This is a genomic window from Kineococcus arenarius subsp. arenarius, assembly GCF_050871845.1.
In the GTDB taxonomy this organism is placed as follows: Bacteria; Actinomycetota; Actinomycetes; order Actinomycetales; family Kineococcaceae; genus Kineococcus.
The window spans coordinates 30039-52784 of sequence record NZ_JBJLSE010000011.1 but is presented as its reverse complement, the minus strand read 5'-3'; the positions used below and the strand labels follow the sequence as shown (position 1 = coordinate 52784).

Here is a 22746-nt window from a genome sequence, read left to right as displayed (position 1 = left end):
CATCAGCTGTCGGCGCTCACCGTGACGGTGTTCCACACCTCGTCCTGGACGGGGCTGGCGGTGTACCCGGACACGCCGGGCGCGAAGGCCAGCGACGGCACGGGGCTGGCGATCGGCACACCGGGCAGCAGCGTCATGATCTGCTCGTTGAGGTCCTGGTACGCCTGCTCCTGCGCCTGCTCGCTGGTCGCCGTGCGCGCGTCGGCCAGGCCCTGGAACAGGCCGGGGTCGTCGAAACCCCACTCGTTGGTGGCCGCACCGAAGAACACGCCGATGAAGTTGTCCGGGTCGTTGTAGTCACCGGTCCAGCCGAGCAGGTGGATGCCGTGCTCGGTGCCGCCCTGCACGGTGCCCAGGTAGTTCGGGCTCCACTGCTCGGCGACGGGCGTGGTGGTGATGCCCACGGCGTCGAGCTGGCTGGAGACGGCGGTGTAGATGGTCGCCGGGTCCGGCATGTAGGGGCGCGAGACGTCCGTGGGGTAGTTGAACGGGATGGTCAGGTCGCTCTGACCGGCCTCGGCGAGCAGTTGACGCGCCCGGTCGGGGTCGTACTCGTACGTGGTGACGTCCTCGTTCCAGCCGATGACGTTGCTCGGCATGAACTGGGTGGCGACCTCGGTGCCCTCGGGCAGCGCGTTGCGGACGACCGCCTCCTTGTCGATCGCGTGCGCGATCGCCTGGCGGACCTTCAGGTCGTTCAGCGGCGGGAACGCCTGGTTGATGCCGAGGTAGAGGACGTTGAAGGCGGGGCGGTTCTGGATCTGGAAACCGTCGCCCTCCAGCGTCGCGACGTCGGCGGGCGCGACGAGGTCGTAGCCGTCGATGTCGCCGTTCTGCAGCGCCTGGCGGCGCGCGGTCCCGTCACCGATGAACTGGACGATGGCGGTGGAGACCTTGGCCTTCTCGCCCCAGTAGTCGTCGTTGCGCTTGAGGGTGATCTGCTGCCCGCGCTGCCAGGAGTCGAACACGAACGGTCCGGTGCCGACGGGGCCGGAGGTGGCGTAGGCGCTCTGCCGCGGATCGCCGCCGTCGGCGCCGTTGCCGCCACCGGCCTCGACCGCGCCGGTCTCCTGCATGACGAACGCCGGCAGGGTCAGGGACGCGAGGAACCCGGCGAACGGCGAGGTGAGGTTGACGGTGACGGTGCCGTCGGGGTTGGCGGTGCTGCCGGCGTACAGGCTCGTGGTCAGCGCCGGGTCGTCGTTGGTCCTGAACCCGCGGAAGATCGAACGGTAGTAGTACGCCAGGTCCTCGCCCTGGGCGAGGCCGCGCAGGTCGTACCAGCGCTCGAAGTTCGCCACCACGGCGTTCGCGTCGAACGGGACGCCGTTGGAGAAGGTGACCCCCTGCTGCAGGGTGAAGGTGTAGCTGAGGCCGTCCTCGGAGGCGCTCCACCCCGTCGCCAGCGACGGGGCGAGCTCGGTGGTGCCCGGCTCGGTGGAGACCAGGCCCTCGAAGATCTGCCGGGTGATGCGGAAGGTCTCGCCGTCGGAGGCGAACACCGGGTCCAGGGAGTCGGGGTCGGAGGAACCGCCGAACACGAACGTGTCGACGGTCCCGCCGGCGCCGGCGCCCTGGTCGCCGCTGTCGTCGCGCTCGCTCTCGGCGCAGGCGCTGGTGGTGACCAGCGCGGCCGCCCCCAGGGAGGCGAGCGTGAAGGCGCGGCGGGTGGGGCGGCGGGTCTCGCCCGTCCCGGGCAGCTCGGTCATCGGGGCCCTCGTTCCGGCGTCGGTGGTGCGGCGTGCTGCGGCATCGACGGCCACCGGCGGTCTGCGCCGGTGCCAGGGGGAACGTAGGCGATCGCGACGTGTACACCAACGCCACGCCACGCGTGTCACACGTTCGTTACACATGTCGTGCGCCGGGAGATCTGCTCAGAACGGCGGAGATCCGGTGAACAGAGTGCCAGCGCGACGGCGGCGCCGCTCAGGCGAACGCGGCGTGCCCGGTGATCGCGCGCCCGACGATGAGGGTGTTCATCTCCCGGGTGCCCTCGTAGGAGTAGATCGCCTCGGCGTCGGCGAAGTGCCGCGCCACCCCGTGCTCGGGCACGATGCCGTTGCCGCCGAGGACCTCGCGGCAGCGCGCGACGGTTTCGCGCATGCGGGTGGTGGTGTACGCCTTGGCCAGCGCCGAGTGCGCGTCCTGCTGGCGTCCGGCGTCCAGCAGCCTGGAGACCTGCACGCACAGGGCCAGCGAGGCGGTGATGTCGCCCAGGCTGCGCACGAGCAGGTCCTGCACGAGCTGGCGCGAGGCGATGGGCCGGCCGAACTGCTCGCGCCGCTGCGCGTAGGCCAGCGCGGCCTCGTAGGCGCCCATCGCGACGCCGACGGCCTGCCAGGCGACGTCGGCGCGGGTCAGGCGCAGCACGGTGGCGGTGTCCTTGAAGGAGCGGGCGCCCGCCAGGCGGTCCTGCTCGGGCACCCGCACGCCGTCCAGGACGATGTCGGCGTTCTGCACGGTGCGCAGCGCGATCTTGTCCTCGATCCTCGTGGCGGTGAAGCCGGGGGCGCCGCGGGGCACGAGGAAGCCCTTGACCTGGTCGTCGGCGACGTCGCGGGCCCACACGACGACGACGTCGGCGAAGGTGGCGTTGCCGATCCAGCGCTTGGCGCCGTGCAGGACCCACTCGTCCCCCTCGCGCCGGGCGGTGGTGGCCAGGCCCCGGGCGGCGTCGGAACCGGAGCCGGGCTCGGTCAGGGCGAAGGCGCCGACCAGCTCGCCGCGGGCCAGGGGCGGCAGCCAGCGCTCGCGCTGGGCGGGTGAGCCGGTCAGCGCGATGGAGCCCATGGCCAGGCCGTTGGTCACGCCGACGAACGTGGCGATGGAGGCGTCCACGCGCGAGAGCTCCATGGCGACCCAGCCGCGGTGCACCGCGGAGTTGGCGAAGCGGCGCGTCTCGGGCCAGGCGGCCCCGTAGCAGCCCAGCTCGGCCAGGGGCTTCACGACCTCGGTGGGGAAGTGCGCGCGCACCCAGCAGTCGTCGGCGATGGGCCGCACGCTCGCCTCCAGGTACTCGCGCAGCGCGAGCACGGACTCCAGCTCGCGCGGGGTCAGGGCGGTGTCCTGGAAGGCGTAGAAGTCGCTGGCGAGCAGGTCGGTCACGAGGTTCTCCGTCACTGGTGGAGGCGGCGCGCCGCTGCGCCGCACGAGCCCAGTCTGCAACACTCGGCGATGTGTTGCACGCACCGGGGGTCCTGGCGCTGCCGCTGGGGCGGCGCGGCGTGCTGCTGGTGCCCACGCCCCTGTCGCAGCGCCTGGCCGCCGGCGGCGGCAGCGGCGACGCCGTGCACGCCTTCCGCCGGGCCCGGCGCGGTTTCATCGCCGGCGAGCGCCTGGACGTCAGCGCCCTGGCCGCCCAGCTGGGCGTGGACCGCACCTCGCTGTTCCGCTGGCTGGGCAACCGCGACGCGCTGCTGTCGGAGCTGCTGTGGTCGCTGGCCGAGCCGACGCTGGACCGCATCGACGCGGCGGTGCCCGAGCGCGGCGGGCCGCGCGTGGTGGCGGTGCTGACGGCGTTCACCGACGCGCTGATCTCGGCGCCGTACTTCCGTGCGTTCCTGCACCGCGAGCCGGTGCGGGCGCTGCGGCTGCTGACCACGGCGGCCGGCGACGTGCAGCGCCGGCTGGTGGCGACGGTGGAGTCGCTGCTGGCCGAGGAGGAGGCCGCCGGGCGGCTGCTGCCGGCGCTGCCGGCGCACGACCTGGCGTACCTGCTGGTGCGGGTGGCGGAGTCGTTCACCTTCGCCGACCTCATCGCCGGGGAGCGCCCCGACACCGCGCGCGCGGCGGCGGCGCTGGCGCACGTGATGCGCACCGACCTCGCCTGAGCCGGCGCGGGGGCCTGGCGGTGCGCCCGCTCAGGCGCCACCATCGGGAGTGAGCAGCGCCGCGAGGGTCGCGGCGGGCGCCGGGAGGTGGTCGGGGTGCTGGTCCGCGAGGCGATGACGGTCCCGGTGGTGACGGTCCTGGACGACGACGAGGTGGCGCACGCGGCGCGCACGCTGCTGCACCACCGCGTCTCCTCGGTGCCGGTGCTGGACGCCGACGGGCACCTGGTGGGGATGCTCAGCGAGAGCGACCTGCTGCGCGAGCGCCTGGGCAGCGACCCGCGCAGCCGCGAGATGGACCGCGACGGCGACAGCGGGGACGGTGCGGCGCCGCCGCGCACGGTCGCGGAGGTGATGACGACGCGGCCGCTGACGGTGGAGCCGCGCACGGACCTGGCCACGGCGGCGGCGCTGCTGCTGGACCACGGCATCCACGCCGCGCCGGTGTGCGACGGGCGCCGGCTGGTGGGGATCCTGGCGCGGCGCGACGTGCTGCGCACCATCGCGCACCCGGACGAGGACGTGCGCGCCGCGGCGCTGGCGCGCCTGGCCGAGGACCTGCCCGGGCAGCCGTGGCGGGTGGAGGTCGAGGACGGGGTGGTGACGCTGGACGGGGTGCACGACCCCGGGCAGCGGCGCATCGCTGCCGTGCTGCTGCGCACGGTGCCCGGGGTGGTGCACGTGTCCGGGGTGGACGCGCACGTCTCGATCGACCAGCCGGTGGGGCGCGCGCGCCCGTGAGCGGCCGGCGCGCGGCCCCCCGAACCCCCGAGCCGCTCGAGCCCGCTCAGCCGTAGTACAGGGCCACGGGCCTGCCGTCGACCAGCCGGACGTCGACGCTGGTGTCGTAGACCGCCTGGAGCACCTCCGGGCGCATGACCTCGGCGGCCGGGGCGTCCGCCACGACGCGGCCGGCGCGCATCGCGACGATGCGGTCGGCGTAGGTCGCCGCGAAGTTGATGTCGTGCAGCACCACGACGACCCGCTTGCCCAGTTCGTCGGCCATCCGGCGCACGAGCTTCATCGTCTCAGACATGTGCCGCAGGTCGAGGTTGTTCAGCGGCTCGTCGAGCAGGACGTACCGGGTGTCCTGCGCCAGCACCATGGCGATGAACGCCCGCTGGCGCTGGCCGCCGGAGAGCTCGTCGAGGAAGCGGCCGCGGTACGGCTCCAGGTCGAGGTAGGCGATGGCGCGCTCGACGTGGTCGCGGTCGTGCACGGTGAGCCGTCCGCGCGTGTGCGGGAAGCGGCCGAACTCCACGAGGTCGTGGACGGTCAGCCGGGCCGCGACGTGGTTGTCCTGCCGCAGCACCGCCAGGACCTTGGCGAGCTCGCCCGACGACGCCTTCGCGACGTCCTCGCCGTCCACCGCGATGCGGCCGGCGTCGGGGCGCAGCAGGCGCCCGACGAGGGCGAACAGCGTCGACTTGCCGGCGCCGTTGGGGCCGATGAGCGCGGTCACGCCCTCTCCGCCGAACCGGATGCTCACGTCGTCCAGGACCGCCTGACCGGCGTAGCGCTTGGTGACACCGTCCAGGACGATCACCGCGTCCCCTTTCGCAGCACGAGGTGGAGGAAGAACAGGCCGCCGGCGAAGTCGATGACGGTGGACAGGGTGCCGCCGTACCCGAGCAGCTGCTCGAGGACGAGCTGCCCGCCCAGGAGGCAGACCACGCCGATGAGCACGGCGGTGGGCAGCGTCCAGGCGTGGCGGAAGGACCCCGCGCACGAGTACGCGAGGTTCGCGACGATCAGGCCGAGGAAGAGCACCGGCCCCACCAGGGCGGTCGAGGCGGCGATCATCACGGAGACGACCGTGAACAGGACCATCACGACGCGCCGGTGGTCGACCCCGAGCCCCACGGCCGCCGGTTCCCCCAGGGTCAGCACGTCGAGGGTGCGCAGCAGCGGGACGAGCGCGGCGCACCCCAGCAGCACGAGGGCGCCGGTGAGGAGCAGCAGCAACGGGTCCGGGCGCGTCAGGGACGCGAACATCGCGTCGGTGAGGACCTGGAAGTCCAGCGGGTCGAGCATCCGCTGCATCCACTCGGTGAAGCTGCGGAAGAACGTGCCCAGCACGATGCCGACCAGCAGCATGAGGTGGATCGAGCGGCGCTTGCCGCCGAACATCCACGTGAAGAGGAAGACGCTGAAGGCGACCATGACGGCGACCTGGACGGCCCACAGGGTGAGCTCGTCGGTCCGCGCGAACGAGACCGCCCCGCGGAAGAAGACGACGACCGTGGAGATCAGCACGTAGAACGCGTCGAAACCCATGATGGAGGGCGTGAGGATGCGGTTCTGGGTGATCGTGTGGAAGACGACCGTGGAGGTCCCCACGGCCGTCGCCACGACGAGCATCGCCAGGACCGCGGGGACGCGGATCTTCAGCGCGAAGGCGTACGAGCCGGGCACGTCCAGCAGCAGGTAGGCGGCGACCATGCCCGCGACCACGGCGGCGAGCACGGCGAGCCGGACCCCGGGCCGGGCCGGGCGGGAGGTGGCGCCGCTCCGCCGGCGCCGGGCGGGGGCCGAGGGGACGACCGCCGGCGTGGGTTCAGTGAGCACGGCTCCCCCTGCGCAGCAACAACCAGAGGAACAGCGCGGCGCCGACGACACCGACCACGACCGACAGCGGGATCTCGTACGGGAACCGCACCACGCGCGAGACGATGTCGCAGCCGACGACGAACAGGGCACCGAGGGCCGCGACCCACGGGATGGAGCGGCGCACGTTGTCGCCGATCAGGAGGCTGACGACGTTGGGCACGACCAGGCCCAGGAACGGGACCGTGCCGGCCGTCACGAGCACCGCCGCGGTGATGACCGCGACGACGACCGTGCCGACGGCGACGACGGCGCGGTAGTTCAGGCCCAGGTTGGTCGCGAAGTCCTCGCCGAGCCCGACGACGCTGAAGCGGTCGGCGGCGAACCACGCCACGACGACCATCGCTCCGGCGATCCAGACGAGTTCGTAGCGGCCCTGCATGACGCTGGAGAAACTGCCCTGCGACCACTGCCCGAGCGACTGCAGCAGGTCCAGCCGGTACGCGAAGAACGTCGTCACGGCCCCCACGACACCGCCGAGCATGATGCCGACCAGCGGGACGAGCACGAGCTGGCGCGCGGGCACCGCGCGCACGACCCGCAGGAACACCCAGGTGCCGGCGAGGCCGAACACCGCGGCCACGCACATCTTCCCCGCCACGGCCATGCCCGGGCGGAAGACCATCGTCACGAGCATGCCCAGCATCGCGAACTCGCTGACCCCGGTGGTGCTCGGTTCGACGAACCTGTTGCGCACCAGCATCTGCATGATGAGGCCCGCGATGCCCATGGACGCGCCGACGAGCAGCACGGCGACCGTGCGCGGGATCCTGCTCACCAGGAGCAGGAAGGCCGCGTCGCCGTCGCGGCCGCCGGTGAGCACCGAGGTCGGGGAGACGTCGGAGACGCCGGTGAACAGGCTCAGGGCCACCAGGACCGCGAGGAGGAGGACGACGAGCACCCCCAGCCCGGTGCGGGGGGAGCGCACCGGGGTGGGGGTGGTCGCCGCGGTCGTGTCGGACGCCATGTCAGTCGAACGCCGTGTCAGTCGAACGCCACATCACTCGAACGCCGTCTCAGTCGGAGTCGGGCACCGGGTCGCGTCGGACCCGGGCGGGGTCGTGTCAGTGCGCAGCGGTCACTGAGCGATCTGCATCACGTCGTCGATCATGATCTGCGTGGTGTCGAGGCCGCCGAACACGATGTACCAGGCCGTCGGGTCCAGGTAGACGATGTGGTCCTGCTGGTAGGCGGTGGTCTGCTTCACGATGTCGTTGTCGAGGACCGCAGCGGCCGCCTGGGTGCCCTCCGCGCCGGTGGCGGCGTCGCGGTCGACGACCCACAGGTAGTCGGGGTCGTGCTCGAGGAGGAACTCGAACGAGATCGGCTCGCCGTGCGTGGCCGCCTCGACGTCCTCGACCACGGGCTGCACGCCGAACGCGTCGTAGATCAGGCCGCCGCGCGCGCCGCGGCCGCTCGCGTCCTCGCCCGAGGGGGCCAGCGCGCTGAGCTTGCCGCCGGAGACCATGACCCCCAGGCCCGTGCCGGCGGCGGACGCGACGGCCCGGGCCTCCTCGATCCCCGCCTCGACCTCGGCGAGGGCGGTGGCCGCCTCCTCCTCGGCGCCGAGCACCTGGCCGAGGAACGTCGCGTTGCGCTCGAGGTTCTCGGTGTAGGAACCGGTCAGGCTGAGGTCGACGGTCGGGGCGATCTCGCTGAGGTCCTCGTACAGGGCGGAGGAACGCCCGCCGACGACGATCAGGTCGGGCTGCTGCGACTCGATCTCGACGAGGTCCGCCTCGAACAGCGTGCCCGCGTTGAAGGCGTCCTCGGCGAGGTAGCCCTGCAGGTACTCCGGCACCGAGTCCAGCGGTGCGCCGGCGACCTCACCGCCCAGTGCGCCGATCGTGTCCAGGCTGGCCATGTCGAAGACGACGATCCTCTCCGGGTCGGCGGGGACCTCGACCGTGGTCTCCTCGTACCGGGGTTCCTCGTCCTCACCGGCGACGTTGCGGTCCCAGGAGAAGGTGACGGTCTCGGCGGCGGCCGCACCGGTGGACTCCTCGGCGGCGGAGGACGACGAGCAGCCCCCGGCGACCAGGGCGGACGCGACGACGAGGGAGAGCACCGCGATCGGGCGGATCGTGGACACGAGTTGGTTCTCCTTGCTGTGAGGGCGCGGTTCGGCCCGTGGGCACGGCGGAGGTCCGTCCCGGTCCTGCGCGCCCAGGAGGTCGCACGGGTTCCAGGAGGGTTCGACCCATCGGATCGTTGGCGAGGCTAACCTAATCTCGCTGTCGCCGTCGAGCCGCCCCGGCCCGCTGACGGACGTGTGCGGCGCGTCACAGCGCGCGTCGCCGACCGGCGTCCGGGACCACCACCACGGGACCTGCGGCGCGGTGCAGCACCTCGTGGCTGACCGAGCCCAGCAACGCGCTGGCGAACGCGCCGCGCCCGCGCGAGCCCAGCACGAGCAACCGGGCCCCGGCGCCGGCGGCCAGCAGGGCCTCGGCCGGGGAGGCGTCCTGCACCAGCGAGCACCGCACCGGCAGGTCCGGGTGCCCCTCGCGCACTCGCCGCACCGTCTCGGCCAGCCCCCGCCCGGCCTCCTCCTGCGCCCGCTCGCGCAGGGGCTGCGCCCGCTCGCGCAGGGACTGCGCCGCCCGGCTCCCCGTCGCCGGTGCGGACCACGCCCGCACCACCGTCAGCTCCTGCCCCGTGGCCCGTGCGTGGGCCGCGGCGAAGTGCTCGGCCGCCCGGGCCGCGCAGGAGCCGTCGGTGCCCACCACCACACCGGTGCCCCCACCCCCGTCTCCGGCACCGGCCGGCGGCTCGCGCACCACCGCGACCGGGCACGGCACGTGCGCCACGAGGAACAGGCTCGTCGAACCCAGCAGCAGCTCCCCCAGCGCACCGCCGCGCCGCCCGGGACCGGTGACCACCAGGCACGCCCGCTCGGAGGCCCGCAGCAGCGCGTGGCGGCGGTGGTCGTGCACCAGCTCGGTGCGCACCTCCAGGCCGGGCGCGGTCGCACGCACCAGCTCCGCCAGCTCCCGCAGGTCCTGCAGCGCCTGGCGGTCCAGCTGGTCGATCAGCTCACCGGCCCAGGCCGCGCCCACCGCGTCCGCGCCGAACGGGACCTGCTCGGCGTGCACCAGGCGCAGCGGCACCCCGCGACGGCGGGCCTCGGCCGCGGCCCACCGCGCCACCGCACCGGACTCCCCGGCCTCCTGCACCCCGACCACCACCTCGCCGCGCGAGCGCTCCCCGGCGCCGTCGACGCCCCCGCTGCCGCCGCTCACGTCCACCGCCCCTCGCCCGTGGTGCCCCCAGGGTGCCCCGCGCGACGCCCCGGCGACACCGGGACCTACGGCCCCGGCCCTGAGCTGGCGCGCGCCCGTGCCGGTGCTGAGCGCGCCGGTGCTGAGCGCGCCGGTGCTGAGCGCGCCAGTGCTGAGCGCGCCGGCCGGCCGGTCGGCGCGCTGAGCAGGTGGGTGGGGGACCCGGTGGTCACCCACCCACCTCACGTGCTGCCGGTCACGGGTGGCGCGCGACCCCGTCGGGGACCGCGGACCGCAGGCTCAGCGGCTCAGGACTCCGCGCCGTCCTGCTCCTGGCCGCCCTTCCCGCGACCCTGGTCCAGGGCGTCGGTGCCGGGGCCGCCCACCAGGGCGTCGGCGCCGTTGTCGCCGGCGAGGCGGTCCTGGCCGAACCCGCCCAGCAGCGCGTCGTCGCCGTTGCCGCCGGAGAGGGTGTCGTCGCCGGCGCCGCCGCACAGCACGTCCTCACCGTTGCCCCCGGTGATGACGTCGTTGCCGCCCAGCCCCACGATCACGTCGCGGCCCTTGGTGCCCTTCAGCACGTCGTCCCCGGCGGTGCCGCGGATCGTGGGCACCAGGCCCTGGCAGCGCTCGTCGAGGTCGATGCCGAACACGACCGGGTCGTGGTCGCTGGAGCGGTAGGGGTTCGGCGCGTACAGCGCCTCGTCGCCGGTGTACTGGTAGGCGAAGGACTCCACCGAGTTGATGTTCCAGTGGGTCGCGCCGGTGACCTTCGCGGTCAGTTCCGCGGTGGCCAGCGCGTGGTCCAGGGAACCGGACAGCGCGTCGTAGACGTAGCTGTAGCCGCCCTCGTCGAACTCGCTGCCCAGGTCGGTCAGCCCCGCCTCGCGCAGGACCTCGATCGGGTCCTCCCGCGTGTAGGCGTTGAAGTCGCCCATCGCGACCACGTCGGCGTCGCCGGTGCTCTCGCGCAGGTCGGCGATGAAACCGGCCAGGGACTCGGCCTGCCGGACGCGGTCGCCGTTGTAGGCGCCCTGCCCGTCACCGGTGTCGGCGTTGTCGCCCGCCGCGCCGCTGGAGCCCTTGGACTTGAAGTGGTTGGCCACCACGGTGAACCGGTCGCCGTCCTTGACGAACGTCTGCGCGATCGGCTCGCGGGCGTTGAACCAGACGTCCTCGTCGACGAGCGCGATGGGGTCGCCGACCGGCTGCACGACACCCCGCTTGTAGATGATCGCGTTGCGGATGACGTCGCGGTCCACGGCGTACAGCTCCTGCGGCAGCGGCACGTAGGCCCACTCGTCGTACCCGGCGGCGGTGTTGAGCCGCTGCACCAGGTCCGCCAGCGCCCGGTTCGCGTCACCGGGGCTGTAGCCGGAGGAGTCGGTGTCCTCGATCTCCATGAGGGTGACGACGTCGGCGCCCAGCGCCTCGATCGCGGGGACGATCTTGCCGGCCTGCTGGTCCAGCTCCGCCTGGTTCGCGGCGCCGCGCCCGACGCCGCCGAAGGTGAGGAAGTAGTTCAGGACGTTGAACGCGCCGACCTGAACGTCGCCGCCGACGGCCTCGGGCGCGGCGGGGCGGGTGTCCCGGGGGGCGAAGACGCCGTCGGCGGTGCCGTCGGCGGGCTGCAGGCGCCACGCGTCGAAGCCGTAGCCGAGCACCAGCGGCTCGGTGAACCCCACCTCGTCGCCGACGCGCACGGGGGTCTGCGGGCTCAGGTACGGGCGGGTGGTGACGGACACCCGGGAGCTGACGGCGTCGTCGAGGACGACGCTGCGCCGCGCGTTCTCGGCGGCGATGGCCTCGGCGGCCTCACCGGGCCGGGCCAGCTCGGTCGGCTGCACGAGGACGCCGCCCTCGGACAGGGTCAGCTCGCCGTAGGTCGTGAGGTCGTACACCTCGCTGACCGTGAGGGTGTCGGCCGGCGCGACGAGCATCCCCTCGTAGCGCTCGCGCTCCTCGTCCCCGGCGGGCAGGTCCAGCGCGGCGGGGGCGGGCAGGTTCGCGGCGGTGCCGTCGGTGACGACCGTGACGCCGGCGGGGGCGGAGATCTGCGTCTGCTCGTAGTACTCCTGCGCCTGACCGGTGACGGTGACGGTGTCGCCGAGGTCGACCGCGGCGGTGCTGTGGACGAAGACGCCGTCGGAGGTCGCCGGGTCCCCGTCGCCGTCGGGGTCCTGCAGGTAGAACCCGGACAGGCCGGGGGTGTCGCCGACGACGACGCCGGTGACGGTGACCTGCTGCCCGGCCAGCGGGGTGCTCGCGCCGGTGCCCTGCACGGCGCCGACCTCGACGGGCTCGGTCGGCGTGGGCGGTTCCGGCTCGGGTTCCACGGGGGCGGCGCCGTTCACCGCACCGGGGGTGGCGGTAGCGGGGCCGGACCACACCAGCGCGTCGGCCGTGGCGTCGTAGGTGCGCTGCAGCGACTGCCCGACCGGGGTGCTGCTGGCCTGGGCGACGCCGATGTCCGTGCTCGTCAGACCGTCGGCGGGACCACCCACCGCCGTCAGGCTCCCCTCGTAGGAGAGGAACTCCAGCACCTCGTCGCCGCACACGAGCGCGATGCCGTCCGGGCTGCCGTTCTGCACGCCGTTGGCGGGGTACTCCACGACGGCCACGGCCGGAGCGTCGGCGGGGGCGGTCACCTCGGGCAAGGGGTCGGTGTCGTACACCGAACCGTTGCCGCCGTTGTAGAGGACGATCGACAGTCCCGCGGAACTGGTGCCGGCGGGCAGCTGGACCTCGACGAACTCGCCGGTGTCGGTGCCGTCGTTGTCGTAGTGGACCTCGGAGACGAACGGCGCGGTGGGCGCGGCCGCCGAGGCGGCGGTGACGGGCAGGCCGAGGGCGGTGATCGCGACACCGGCCACACCGAGGGCGGTGCAACCACCGGTCAAGCGGGTCGCGCGGGGGCGAGTGGGCACAGCAGGTCCTTCCGGGAGGGCACGTGGACGCGCCGACGCTAACCGCCCACCGCCCCGTTCAGCGGTGGCCCCGGTGCCCACCCGGTTAACGTCGTGTGACGTCCGGGCGACCGGGCGGCCCGGTCGGTGCGCCGGCACCCCAGGTCGCCCACAGCCGCGCGTAGCGCCCGCCGGCGGCCACGAGCTCGTCGTGGGTGCCCAGCTCCACCAGCCGCCCCCGCTCGAGCACCGCGACGCGGTCGCAGGCGCGCGCCTGGGTGAGGCGGTGCGCCACGACCACGGCGGTGCGCCCGGCCAGCACGGCGCGGGCGGCGACCTCCAGCTCGCGCGCGCCGGCGCTGCCGGCCTCGGCGGTGGCCTCGTCCAGCACCACCACGGCCGGGTCGCGCAGCACGACCCGCGCCAGGGCCAGCTGCTGCTCCTGCGCGGCGGTCAGCGGGTGGGCGCCGGTGCCGACGCGGGTGCCCAGCCCGTCCGGCAGGGCGGCGACCCAGGCCCAGGCGCCCACGGCGTCCAGCGCCGCCCGCAGCTCGGTGTCGCCGGCGGCGGGAGCGGCCAGGGTGAGGTCCTCGCGCAGGGTGCCGGTGAACACGTGCGCCTCCTGCGTGACCACGGCGACGTGCTCGCGCAGCTGGAGCGGGTCCAGCTCGCCCAGGTCCACCCCGTCCAGCAGGACCCGCCCGCCGGAGGGCGCGAACACCCCGCCCAGCAGCGCGGCCAGCGTGGACTTGCCCGCCCCGGACTCCCCCACCACCGCCAGGGAGGCGCCGGCCGCCACGTCCAGGTCCACCCCGTGCAGGACCGGCGCCCCGGCGCCGTACGCGTGCCGCAGGTCCTGCGCCCGCAGCGCGGCCGGGTGCCGCACCTGGCGGCGCGGCCGCTCGGCGGGCGGTGCGGTGTCGGCCACGCCGACGAGGCGGGCCAGCGCGGCACCGGCGCGCTGGACGTCGTCGAAGCTGAGCAGCAGCACGCCCAGCGGGCCGAACAGCCGGTGGAACAGCAGGGCGGCGGCGGTGACGTCGCCGACGCTGACCGCCCCGGCGCGCACCAGGTGGAAACCCGTCAGCAGCAGCGCCGACAGGCCGATCGCCTCGGCGGCGTTCATGGACACCGACAGGCGCGCGAAGGTGCGCAGCGCGTCCAGCGCGGCACCGACCCCCCGCCCCGAGGCGCGTTCCACGCGTGCGGTCTGCTGCTCCTGCGCCCCGTAGGCCTGCACGGTGCGGGTGCCGTGCAGCGACTCCAGCACCACCCGGGACCGCTCGGCGGCCACGGCCCGCTCGCGCGCGTACAGCGGCGCGGCGCGCGGCAGGTAGTGGCGCAGCGCGATCGCGTAGACCGGGAAGACCGTGCAGAACGCCAGCGCCAGGCGCCAGTCCAGGGCGGCGAAGCCGGCCGCGGCCAGCACCACCGTCACCAGGGACGTCAGGACGGTGGCGGCCAGTTCGCTGGAGGACGTGAACAGCTCCACGTCCTCGGTGACGCGCGAGGCGACGTCACCGCCGCCGGCGCGCTCGAGCCGCTCGGCGTCCATGCGCAGGGAGCGGTCCACGACCCGTTCGCGCAGGTCGGCGGCGATCTCCACGCCCAGGCGCTCGCCGTGGGCGCGGGCCAGTGCGGCGAACACGGCGGTGCCGGCGGCGGCCGCGGCCAGCAGCGCGAACAGCCACCACAGCCGCTGCCGGCGCTCCCGGCCCGCTCCCGCGGCGGCCCCCTCGTCCAGGACCGCCACGACGACGTCCACGACGCCGCCCAGCAGCAGCGGCACCAGCACCAGGCCGGCGCTGGAGACGACGGTGGTCGCCAGCGCCAGCAGCAGGGTGCGCCGGTGGGCGCGGGCGGTGGCCACCAGGACCGCGGCGGTGCGCCGGGCGGTGGCGACCGGCAGGGCACCGGGGGTGGTTGCGTCGAGGGTGGTGCCGTCGGGGGCGCTCACCGCAGCACCGCCGTCGCGTAGGCGTCCTCGCCGAGCAGCTCGGCGTGGGTGCCGGTGCGGCAGCCGGTGGCGGTGAGCAGTGCGACGCGGTCGCAGCGGGCCAGCAGCAGCGGCGAGGTGGTCAGCACCACGGTGGTGCGCCCGGCGGGGCTGCCCTGGCCGTGGCGCAGGGCGCGCAGACCGGCGGCGACGGCGTCCTCGGTGACGGCGTCCAGGGCGGTGGTGGGGTCGCGCAGCACGAGCACCGGGCGGTCGGCGGCCAGCGCCCGCGCCAGGGCCAGGCGCTGCTGCTGGCCGCCGGACAGGTTCGCCCCGCGCTCCAGCAGCACCTCGTCCAGCCCCGCGGGGCGGGCCCGCACCACCTCCTGGGCCGCCGAGGCCACCAGCGCGCGCTCCAGCGACGCCGGTGCGCGCCCGCCGCTGGCCGTGCCGTCGGGCGCGCCGGTGCTCAGCGCCTCGCGCAGCGACCCGCCCAGCAGGTGCACCGCGTGCGGTTCGACGAGCAGGTGGCCGGTGGCGCCGGCGGGGTCGACGGCGGGGTCCAGCTCCCCCAGGCGCACCTCGCCGGCCTCGCGGGCCCGCTGCCCGCTCAGCACGCCGACGAGCGCGTCGGCCAGCGCGACGTCGGTGGTGACCACGCCCAGCATCTCGCCGGGCGCGGCGCTCAGGGTCAGCTCGCGCAGCGGCCCGGCGCTGACGCCGCGCAGGGTCAGCGGCACCGCTGCGCCCGCCGGGGTGCCCGCCACGGCCGGGGACGTGCGGACCGCGGCGTCGGCGGTCGGGTGCGGGGCTGCTCCGTCGGCGAGCAGGGCCGCGACCCGCCCGGCGCCGGCGCGGGCGACCGCCAACCCCTGCACGCAGGAGGTGATGGTGCGCACCGGGTCGGCCAGGAACGCCGCGGCACCCACGACGGTGACGAGCTCCCCGACGCCGATGCGCCCGCGCACCGCCAGGGCGGTGGCCGCGGCGGCGGTGCCCACCAGCAGCAGACCCGTGGCCAGGCTGCCGGCACCGACGACCGCGGCGGTGGCGCCGGCGGCGCCGACGGCGGCGTCGCGCGAGGTGCGGCTGGCGGTGCGGTAGCGCAGCACCGCCTCGGGCACCCCGCCGAAGCCGCGCAGCGGGCGCAGCCCGGCCAGCAGGTCCGCCGCGGTGGCCGCGGCCAGGCCGGCAGCCTCCTGCCGGGTGCGCACGCGCCGCTCCAGCCGCGGGGCCAGGCGCTGCAGGCCCAGCACGAGCAGCGGCACCGCCACCAGCAGCCCCGCACCCAGGAGCACGTCCACGCGCAGCAGCACGACCGCGGACACGACCGTCCCCACGCTCGCGGAGACCAGGTAGCCCAGCAGGGCGATCACCTGCGCGCTGTGGCGGGTGTCGGAGGTGGCGACGCTGAGCACGTCGCCGTCGCGCAGCACCGGCGCGGCGGGCGGGCGGTGCAGCACCGCGCTGAGCACCGCCACCCGCAGGTGGTGCGCCTCGCGCAGCTGCGCGCCGTCGATCGTCCAGAACGCGTAGGCCCCCGCGGCGGTGAGGACCGCGAACAGCGCCAGCACCCCGGCCACCGACCAGGCGATGGCGCTGGTGCTGCCGGTGGCGACGGCACGGGCCACGACCAGGCCGACGGCCACGGGGACCAGCGCCTCGCAGGTCTGGTGCACGGTGGAGGACAGGCACCCGATCAGGGCGGGGCGCCGGCGGCGGCGCAGGACGTCGGCCAGCAGCCGGCGCGAGGGGTTCACGGGGGACGACCCTAGTGGTCAGTTCGGAAAGTTCCTGATCACGCGGCGAGTTGCCAGGTGAAGCTGACCGGCCGATGGGTCCGGGTCCGTTCCTGAACCCACTCCCGCACGGCCTGGTCGCAGTCGTCGCCGGTCGTGAACCAGTCGTGCTCGAGGACCTGGCGGGTGACGATCCCGAACACCGACTCGATCGGATTCACCCACGAAGCGTGCTTGGGCGTCAGCAAGATCTCGATGCCGGGATGCTCGGCCAGCCAGGCCGTCGTGGCCGGACTGGTGTGCGCCGGCCCGTTGTCCATGATCAACATGAAGTCGGGTCCGTGGACATCCTTGAGGTACTCCAACACCTCGATGAACGCCGCGGAGTCCATCGACGACCGGGCCCGCAGCATCTGCACCGCTCCGCTGACGCAGTCCTGGACCCCGTACCACGAGACGGTGCCCTTGCGGACGTACTCGAACTCGCGCCGCACGCCGCCATCACCGGCGCGGGTGTCGGCCCGGACGGGAGCCCGGACCGGGTGGGAGGTCTTCTCACCCAGACTCAGCACCGGCCGTCCGCCGACCCTAGTGATCTGCGGCCGAAGTCCGTGCCCCGGCTCGCTGCCAGGTGAAGGTGACGGGTCGGGGCTGTTGGCCGCGTAGCCGGGTCCAATGCTGGACACGTTCGTCGCACTCCTCAGCGCTGGTGAAGGCCGCGTGCTTGAGGACCTGGCGGGTGAGGATGCCGAAGACGGACTCCACCGGGTTCACCCACGAGGCGTGCTGCGGAGTCAGCAGCACCGTGATGCCAGGGTGCTCGGTCAACCAGCTGCGGGTGGCGTGGCTGGTGTGCGCGGGACCGTTGTCCATCACCAGGGTGAAGGTGGGCCCGTGGGCGTCGGTGAGGTGCTGCAGCACCTCGATGAACGCCGCGGAGTCCATTGAGGAGGTGGCGCGGATCATCTCCACCGCCCCGGTCGCAGCGTCTTGGATGCCGTACCAGGAGATCGTTCCGTGCCGGACGTACTCGAACTCCCGGCGCCAGCGCCCCTGTCCGTCGCGGCTGTCGGGCCGGACCGGGGTGCGCAGGGGGTGGCTGGTCTTCTCATCCAGACACAGCACCGGAAACGGATCAGCAGACGCGCTGGCGATGCCGGCTTCGACTGCCGCGACCCGTGCCTCGAAGTCCGGGTCGGCGCGGCGGTGCACCCAGCCGCGGACCTGCTGCACCTTCAGCTGCAGTGACCGTAGGGTCCGCCCGACCCAAGACGGGCTGACCCCCCAGTTCAGCAACCCCATCGCCTCGCTCAGCAACTGGTGCGTCCAGCCGGCGAACGGGGCCGGCGCTTCGCCGGTGGCCAGCGCCAGCAGATCCCGGCGGGTGGAGTCGTCGTAGAGGGCGGGACGCCCTGACCGCGGCGCATCGATCAGGCCGGCGATCCCGTCGTGTCGCCAGCGCCGCCACCACTTCCGTACCGTTTTCGGGGAGCAGTTGTGGGCGCGGGCGACCTGCCGGACGCCTGCCCCGTCCAGTATCGCCAGCGCCAGTCGCGCCCGCAGCGCATGCCGCTGCTGCTCGCCCGGGCCGTCGGCCACCGCCTGCAGTGACTCACGACTATCGTCGACGGCACGCGGCAGCCTCAGGTGGGATGTGCCGCGTGCTGGTGCCCCTGTGACTAGGCCGGCAGGACTGGCGCACCACCTGCGAGTACCCGGCCGAGGTCGACGCGGCTCGGTGATCTTTCGGCTCATGATCAGCTACCGCCATGTGCGCCGTCGGCCCTCACCGATTCCCACGCCACCGTTCGCAAGGGGATGAACGCTGAGCTCACGCGGACGTGGCCCTCGTTCCTGCGTCGCGTTGCAGGGTGCGCAGTGTCTGGTAGGTGATGGCCAGCGTCAGGGGCAGCAGCGCGGTCAGGGCCGACAGCCACAGGAACCCGTCCTGCCAACCCCGCTCCTGGATGACGTAGCCGATGACGGAGGCCGATGCTGCGATCCCGACCGCGCTGGCGGAGTTGATCCAGGTCATCGCCTGGGTGTAAACCGCGGCCACGGTCGCCTTCTGCAGAAGCTCCGAAGCAGGGATCAGCACCAGCGCGACGCAACCTCCGACGATCGCGTACCCGAGGAACATCAAGGGAACGCCCGGTACTAACGCCAGCGAAGCACAGCCGAGCGTGATTACGGTGGCTGCGCTCAACATCGTCTCTGTCGGGCGCCCGCGCTGCGCAGCGCCGTAGGCCAGACCGGCCAGCAGGCTCACGATGCTGCTCCCCGCAGCGATGGGCCCGGCGAGTGCACCGGCATCATGAGCAAGCGCGAAGGCGGTGATCGCCACACCGATACCACCGAAGAAGAATCCCATTGCAAGGTTGGCAACGAACAACGTAAGGAACCGCCGATTGAGCAACCGGGGATCGGCGAGCACGCCACGAGTCGTGCTCTGTGACGGAGCCGGTTCGGATTCTGTCGCCGTCAGGAGGCCGATCATCCCGACCGCCACGCAGGACAGGGCGACGACGAGCCCAGCCGATGGGGCGACGGTCGCGCTGACCGTGGTGACGAGGATGGGGCCGATGAAGAACGTCAGGTCGTTGAGCGATCCCTCCAGGGCGAACGCGGCCGGGAGGAGGCCGGTCGACTCTGCCGTCCTCCTCCACCGCGCCGCCGCCAGTGCCCCCACAGGCGGCGCTGTCGCTCCGGTCAGCCCTGCCAGAGCGAGCACGACCCAGGCGGCCGGCGACAGTGATGCGCACGCCACGACGAGGGCCGAGCCGGCCACGAGAAAGATGGGAACGCTTACCGCTACGACCCGGCGTTGCCCCCACCGATCAATCAGACGGGCGATTTGAGGGCCCACTGCGGCGTCGGCGATGGCGAAGACGCCGGTCGCGGCCCCCGCCTGGGTGAAGGAGCCGGAAGCGCCCTGCACCGTCCACAGCACGGCCAGGCCGGTCATGGCCACACCGAGCCGCGCGAGCCCAGCAGGAAGGAAGAACCTCAATGCGCCCGGAAGCCCGAGGACCTGCACGTAGCGGCCCGCCGCAGCGAAGAAAAGGGAAGATCGACCTGTAGCCATGCGGAACTCCAACGGCTCATCGCCGCGAGCTGCCAGACAGGTCGGACTGGACACCAACTCGCACGCACACCAGTGCGAAGGCCGACGTTAGTGCTTGGGGCGGGCGAGAAGCAACAGGCTCCGACGGAGTCGGTCGGCACCCGACCCGCAGTCCCTCGTCCCCCTGGACCGCAACGGTGGGGCACGGACTTCGGCCGTAGATCACTAGCGGTGGTCACAGCGTCATGCACCGCCATCACTTTGGCCTTGAAGTCCGGGGCAGGACGACGGTGGATCCAGCCGCGGACCCGGTGCACCTTCAGCCCCAGCGTGTTCAACGTCGTCGTGATCCAAGAGCAGGTGACGCCCCAGTTCAGGTTCCACATCGCATCGCGCAGGGCGCGGTGGGTCCACAACGCGTACGGGCCAGGACGCTTGGAGGTGGCCAGGGTCACCAGGTCCCGGGCAGCGTTGTCGGGGTACGACACCGGCCGACCCGAGCGGGGGGCATCCAGCAGTCCTTCGATGCCCTCGGCTGCCACGCGCCGGACCCACTTGCGGACGGTGTTGCGGGTGGTGCCGTGGACGGCGGCCACTGCGCGCAGCGACTTCGCGGCGGCGGCCAGCACGAGGCGGGCTCGGAAGGCGTGCCGTTGCACCACGCCGGGGTGGGCAGCGACGTACTGCAGTTGCTGCTCGACAGTCTCGGCCGTGCGCGGCATCGTTGGAAGTGCTGCACCCACGGCCACCGACGGTGCCGCGTCCTTGATCACGCAGTTGGCAGCGACATGTGCAGATCATGTGATCAAGGACTCTTCGAGCTGACCACTAGGACGGGTGGTGGTCCTGCGGGACGTCCCGGAGCTGGTCGGGCAGCGGGAGGAACTGGCGGAGGCCAGCGCCCGCCTCACCGAGCAATTACGCCACAACGAGGAACTGCGGCTGCGGCCGTCGGATGAGGCGGTGCGCGATTCCCTGACTGGCACCTGAAACCGGCGCTGGCTCGACGTGGGACTGCCCGCGGCCCTCGCGGCGGCGGACGCGCCCCTCCACGCGGCGAAGTGGCCGGGCCGCAACCGCGTTGTCCTGGCCGGTTGACGCTGGCGCGTGGTGCCGGCGTTGCTCACCCCACCCCGCCGGTGATACCAGCCATGACGGCTAACGCGCCCGCCGCCCCGAGCACCACGCAGGCCGCCGCGGCCAGCGTCGCGGACAGCACGCCGCGGCGCGGCCGGACGAGCACGAACGCCGCGACGGCGGCGAGCACGGTGAGCAGGAACGCGAGCGTCGTGAACGACATGGCCGACCTCCGGGTCCGGTCGCATCCCGGGCCGGGACGCCAGGGTCCCGACCCTGGCAGTTCCCGGCCCCGGACCGCCGTCGCGCGCACAATTCTCACAGATCCTCCCCGGCGGGTGCGGACCGCCCTGGAACGGACCTGCGTCGGTTCACGAGGTCGTTGGCGCTGCGCAGCACGGGTGCCGTCCGCGGCGCCGCCACGTCCGGCAGTTCCGGCGACGTGAACGTGTGCGTCTGCGCGGCCACGAGGGTCACCACGCCGCTGTCGACGCGCGCGGCGGCGTCGAGGGCGTCCGCCGGGGCGGCTAGGCGCAGACCCGGGTCCTCGGCAGAACACCGGAATGCAGGCTCGGCGCCCGAGCGCGCGGCCACGTGCAGGGACGCCCCGGCTGCGTCGCCCACGGCGAGGACGTCCTGCGCGAGCGCCGCGAGCGCCGCGGTCGCCGCCGAGCGGGCCCCCAGCGCGACCTGCAGGACCTGCTGCGCGAAGACGTCACCCGCCAGGTCCTCAAGCACGGCTGGTTCACGACCGGCGACGACTGCGACCAGGCCGTGCGGGAGTGGGTTCAGGAACGCACCCGGACCCATCGGCCGGTCAGCTTCACCTGGCAACTCGCCGCGTGATCAGGAACTTTCCGAGCTGACCACTAGGACGTGGGGCGGGCCGCGGGGCGCGCGGACCTCACCACGTCCTCAGCGCACGACGGTCGAGAAGGTGCCCGACGCCACCGGGGCGGCGGAGGTCGACGAACCGACGTGGACCGTGTAGTTCCACTTGGCACCGTCGGTGCCGAGCGTCTTGAACGTCAGCTGCGCCGACGGCTTCGCCGACGTGTAGAGGTACGTCGAACGGGGCCCGGACAGGCGGACGTAGGTGGGTTCCGTCGCGTTCTGCGGAACCTGCACCGTGAACGTCACGCCGGTCGCCGTCGGGGTGACCTTCGTCGCGTAGGCGGTCGAGGACACGACCCGGGGGTTCGCCGTGACCTGCGTGGTCGGCGTGGTGGGCACCGGCGTGGTGGGCACCGGCGTCGGCACGGGGGCCAACACCGGGACCGGGGCCGGCGGCAGCGCCGCGGCCGGCCGCAGGTGCTGGCTGACCTCGCGGTCCACGATCGCGGCGAACTGCCCGGAGCGCGAGTGCCCCACCCCGGCGGGCCAGGTCGCGTCCGTCGTGAAACCCGCTGCGGTGTACCACTTGTGGCCACCGAGGGCGCCCGCCGAGGACGTCGAGTACGCCTGGTCCGCGGTTCCCGTGTCGAAGGAGACGGTCGTCGACGCCTTGTACGCGGACGAGAACTTCCCCGCGACGGCCGGCGCGCCGCCGTAGGCGATGGCGATGGCCAGGTCGACCGACTGCGCCTCCCCGTAGGTGGGCAGGAACCAGCGGGTCGCCCACTGCGCACCCGAGGAGTAACCGCCGACGACGATGCGGTCGGTGTCGACGGGGTACTGGCTCTTGACCTGGTCGACGAGGGCGTTGGACCAGGCGGCCTTCTGCGGGGCGGTGGAGTCGAACCAGCAGTTGTCGTACCCGTTGCAGCCGGGGCCGGGGGCCTCCGGCACGACGAGCAGGAGGTTGTGCTTCTTGGCGACGGCGACGAGCCCGGCCTGCCCGTCCGCGTCGAGGAGGTAGGAGGCGTTGGGGTTGTCCAGGCCGTACCCGCCCGAGCCGTCCCCGTAGACGAGCAGACCCACGGACTTCGACCAGTCCAGGCCCTTGGCGAAGACGTGGTAGTCCGAGGTCAGGCCCCCGCTGCTGAAGGGCACGTCGAGGCGGTCGGTGAGCGGTCCCCCGGTCCCACCCGTCGAGGCTGCGGTGGCGGCGCCGGCGGGCAGCGTCAGCGCAGCGGCGGCGAGGGCCACGGCGGCGGCGCGAAAGATCTTCATGCTGGGAAGTCCCCGATCAAGGTGATGAGGGCGCGCGCAGCACGAGGTGCTGCACGACACCACTGACCCCCCTTGGGTCGGCGGCGGGGAGGGCCACCTTGAGGACCGGGCTCCACCACGACCGGGGACCACGGCGGGGACCACGGCGGGGACCACGGCGGGGACCACGGCGGGGACCGCGGGCTGGGACCGTGACGCGGCGTGCGGAACGGGTCCGTTGCACCGCAGGGATCACGGAGTCCGGGGCTCAGCGG

The 22746-nt window shown here is 73.6% G+C and carries 20 protein-coding genes; 3 read left to right on the top strand and 17 right to left on the bottom strand.

Annotated features, from left to right (window positions below; all coding sequences use genetic code 11):
* Positions 1–2 precede the first annotated feature (2 nt).
* Together ACRYM0_RS04935 and ACRYM0_RS04930 are read right to left on the bottom strand one after the other, a co-directional pair.
* The gene (locus tag ACRYM0_RS04935) at positions 3–1709 is read right to left on the bottom strand and encodes an ABC transporter substrate-binding protein (RefSeq protein WP_432502649.1); all 1707 of its coding nucleotides are present in this window, start codon (positions 1707–1709) and stop codon (positions 3–5) included.
* Between the two features lie 217 nt (positions 1710–1926).
* Positions 1927–3105 carry an acyl-CoA dehydrogenase family protein gene (locus ACRYM0_RS04930; protein ID WP_432502648.1) on the bottom strand — a complete coding sequence of 393 codons (1179 nt, stop codon included), beginning with the start codon at positions 3103–3105 and terminating at the stop codon, positions 1927–1929.
* A 71-nt stretch (positions 3106–3176) separates the two neighbouring features.
* On the opposite strand from ACRYM0_RS04930, the gene ACRYM0_RS04925 reads away from it, so the two are divergent.
* Together ACRYM0_RS04925 and ACRYM0_RS04920 are read left to right on the top strand one after the other, a co-directional pair.
* Positions 3177–3830 carry a QsdR family transcriptional regulator gene (locus ACRYM0_RS04925; protein WP_432502646.1) on the top strand — a complete coding sequence of 218 codons (654 nt, stop codon included), beginning with the start codon at positions 3177–3179 and terminating at the stop codon, positions 3828–3830.
* Positions 3831–3926: 96 nt separating this feature from the next.
* Positions 3927–4571 carry a CBS domain-containing protein gene (locus tag ACRYM0_RS04920; protein ID WP_432502643.1) on the top strand — a complete coding sequence of 215 codons (645 nt, stop codon included), beginning with the start codon at positions 3927–3929 and terminating at the stop codon, positions 4569–4571.
* 46 nt (positions 4572–4617) lie between these two features.
* Here the strand turns inward: ACRYM0_RS04920 and ACRYM0_RS04915 are convergent, their stop codons facing one another.
* From ACRYM0_RS04915 to ACRYM0_RS04860, 12 genes are all read right to left on the bottom strand, one after another.
* Positions 4618–5376, bottom strand: coding sequence for an iron ABC transporter ATP-binding protein (locus ACRYM0_RS04915; RefSeq protein ID WP_432502641.1), 759 nt, complete (start codon positions 5374–5376; stop codon positions 4618–4620).
* On the bottom strand, positions 5373–6398 hold the full coding sequence (locus tag ACRYM0_RS04910; protein ID WP_432502639.1) for an iron chelate uptake ABC transporter family permease subunit: 1026 nt from the start codon (positions 6396–6398) through the stop codon (positions 5373–5375). The genes ACRYM0_RS04915 and ACRYM0_RS04910 overlap by 4 nt, the downstream gene beginning before the upstream one ends.
* Positions 6388–7404 (bottom strand): ABC transporter permease, encoded by a 1017-nt coding sequence (locus tag ACRYM0_RS04905; RefSeq protein ID WP_432502638.1) that lies wholly within the window; start codon positions 7402–7404, stop codon positions 6388–6390. Before ACRYM0_RS04905 ends, ACRYM0_RS04910 begins: the two co-directional genes overlap by 11 nt.
* A gap of 111 nt (positions 7405–7515) precedes the next feature.
* Complete coding sequence (locus ACRYM0_RS04900; RefSeq protein ID WP_432502636.1) at positions 7516–8529, bottom strand: siderophore ABC transporter substrate-binding protein; 1014 nt, start codon at positions 8527–8529, stop codon at positions 7516–7518.
* A 190-nt stretch (positions 8530–8719) separates the two neighbouring features.
* A complete protein-coding gene (locus tag ACRYM0_RS04895; RefSeq protein ID WP_432502634.1) occupies positions 8720–9679 on the bottom strand; it encodes a universal stress protein in 960 nt (319 codons plus the stop codon).
* Between the two features lie 287 nt (positions 9680–9966).
* Positions 9967–12585 carry an ExeM/NucH family extracellular endonuclease gene (locus ACRYM0_RS04890; protein WP_432502632.1) on the bottom strand — a complete coding sequence of 873 codons (2619 nt, stop codon included), beginning with the start codon at positions 12583–12585 and terminating at the stop codon, positions 9967–9969.
* Between the two features lie 85 nt (positions 12586–12670).
* Entirely contained in the window at positions 12671–14521 is a 1851-nt protein-coding gene (locus tag ACRYM0_RS04885; protein WP_432502631.1) for an ABC transporter ATP-binding protein, read from the bottom strand.
* Entirely contained in the window at positions 14518–16260 is a 1743-nt protein-coding gene (locus tag ACRYM0_RS04880) for an ABC transporter transmembrane domain-containing protein (RefSeq protein ID WP_432502628.1), read from the bottom strand. Before ACRYM0_RS04880 ends, ACRYM0_RS04885 begins: the two co-directional genes overlap by 4 nt.
* A 38-nt stretch (positions 16261–16298) precedes the next feature.
* Positions 16299–16811 (bottom strand): transposase, encoded by a 513-nt coding sequence (locus tag ACRYM0_RS04875; protein ID WP_432502625.1) that lies wholly within the window; start codon positions 16809–16811, stop codon positions 16299–16301.
* Between the two features lie 16 nt (positions 16812–16827).
* Positions 16828–17838, bottom strand: a complete 1011-nt coding sequence (locus tag ACRYM0_RS04870; protein WP_432502623.1) for an IS630 family transposase — start codon at positions 17836–17838, stop codon at positions 16828–16830.
* Between the two features lie 232 nt (positions 17839–18070).
* Positions 18071–19324 carry an MFS transporter gene (locus tag ACRYM0_RS04865; protein WP_432502679.1) on the bottom strand — a complete coding sequence of 418 codons (1254 nt, stop codon included), beginning with the start codon at positions 19322–19324 and terminating at the stop codon, positions 18071–18073.
* On the bottom strand, positions 19246–20076 hold the full coding sequence (locus ACRYM0_RS04860) for a helix-turn-helix domain-containing protein (RefSeq protein WP_432502622.1): 831 nt from the start codon (positions 20074–20076) through the stop codon (positions 19246–19248). Before ACRYM0_RS04860 ends, ACRYM0_RS04865 begins: the two co-directional genes overlap by 79 nt.
* A 67-nt stretch (positions 20077–20143) precedes the next feature.
* Here ACRYM0_RS04860 and ACRYM0_RS04855 point away from each other — a divergent pair, with 67 nt between their 5' ends.
* A complete protein-coding gene (locus tag ACRYM0_RS04855; RefSeq protein WP_432502620.1) occupies positions 20144–20293 on the top strand; it encodes a hypothetical protein in 150 nt (49 codons plus the stop codon).
* Positions 20294–20426: 133 nt separating this feature from the next.
* Here ACRYM0_RS04855 and ACRYM0_RS04850 read toward each other — a convergent pair whose 3' ends face one another.
* From ACRYM0_RS04850 to ACRYM0_RS04840, 3 genes are all read right to left on the bottom strand, one after another.
* Entirely contained in the window at positions 20427–20603 is a 177-nt protein-coding gene (locus tag ACRYM0_RS04850; RefSeq protein ID WP_432502618.1) for a hypothetical protein, read from the bottom strand.
* Between the two features lie 95 nt (positions 20604–20698).
* Positions 20699–21118: a hypothetical protein gene (locus ACRYM0_RS04845; protein ID WP_432502615.1), complete on the bottom strand. Its 420-nt coding sequence runs from the start codon at positions 21116–21118 to the stop codon at positions 20699–20701.
* A 177-nt stretch (positions 21119–21295) separates the two neighbouring features.
* Positions 21296–22492 (bottom strand): hypothetical protein, encoded by a 1197-nt coding sequence (locus ACRYM0_RS04840; protein WP_432502613.1) that lies wholly within the window; start codon positions 22490–22492, stop codon positions 21296–21298.
* Between the last annotated feature and the right edge of the window lie 254 nt (positions 22493–22746).